This window comes from Bacteroides cellulosilyticus DSM 14838, assembly GCF_000158035.1.
Taxonomy (GTDB): domain Bacteria; phylum Bacteroidota; class Bacteroidia; order Bacteroidales; family Bacteroidaceae; genus Bacteroides; species Bacteroides cellulosilyticus.
Map to the genome: position 1 here is coordinate 1 of NZ_EQ973526.1, position 1,224 is coordinate 1,224.

A 1,224-nucleotide genomic window follows, 5' to 3' on the forward strand; every position below is an offset into this window, starting at 1 on the left:
CTACTTTACCGCAGTCCATAGCTTCGGACAGCACATTTAAATCTTCGACAATTTATTGGTGGTGTAGCGGGTTTTATCCCGGTTCACTCTGGTATATTTATGAGTATACTCAAAATGAAGCCGTGAAGACATTGGCCGAAAAGAATACGTTGAAGCTGGATCCCATTCAATACGTGACCAATGATCATGATGTCGGTTTCCAGTTAAATTGTAGTTATGGTAATGGTTTTCGTCTTACAGGAAATGAAGATTATAAGAAAGTTCTTTATCAAGGGGCACAATCATTGGCGACCCGCTTTAGTTCCGTAACTGGAGTAATCCGGAGCTGGGATTTTTTGCGTCGTGGTTGGAAATACCCTGTTATCATTGATAATATGATGAATCTGGAATTATTGATGTTTGCATCGAAAGCCTTTGATAATGATACTTTGGAATATGTAGCTCGTACGCATGCAAATACTACCCTTAAAAATCATTTCCGTAAAGATTATTCTTCTTATCATCTAGTAGATTATGACCCTGAAGATGGACATGTGCGTAGCCGGCAAACAGTACAGGGTTATTCCAATGAATCATCATGGGGGAGAGGGCAAGCCTGGGCGCTTTATGGCTATACAATGATGTTTCGTATGACCAGAGATGAAAAGTATTTGGAGCACGCAGAAAATATTGCCGATATGCTTCTTTCACGTCTTCCGGTTGATGGTATTCCTTATTGGGACTTTGATGCTCCTAACGGTAATGAATATCGCGATGCTTCAGCCGGTGCAATAATGGCCTCTGCTTTTGTGGAACTGAGTGGTTTTGCTACGGATGAGAAAGCAAGACAAAATTATCTATCAATAGCTGAAAAACAACTTCGAACTCTTGCTTCATCTCATTATCTTGCTGAACCGGGAACTAACTGTAATTTTATTCTAAAGCATAGTGTCGGTAATCTTCCAGAAAAGAGCGAAGTAGATGTACCACTTTCTTATGCCGATTATTATTTCTTAGAAGCATTGTTACGTTATAAAAAGGCTATGGGATAGGCTTGCATAGTTTTTTCTCTCGAAGAGTTGGCTTGTTTAAGGCTAACTTTTCGAGAGAAAAACGTATTTAACTTCTGTTCTTTTCCTAATATATTTCATCAGATATGCACGTTTCTTTTCGGTTTTGGACTAAATGAGTATTCCAATATAAATTGAGATAGTATTGCTCAGCATTTGATTCATTTCCATACCG

Annotated in this window: 1 protein-coding gene; it reads left to right on the top strand. The window is 38.7% G+C overall.

The window, feature by feature from the left end; genetic code table 11:
• Nucleotides 1–1,031 (top strand): glycoside hydrolase family 88 protein (locus BACCELL_RS25480; protein ID WP_007215071.1); only part of this gene is annotated, 1,031 nt, incomplete at its 5' end.
• Between the last annotated feature and the right edge of the window lie 193 nt (nucleotides 1,032–1,224).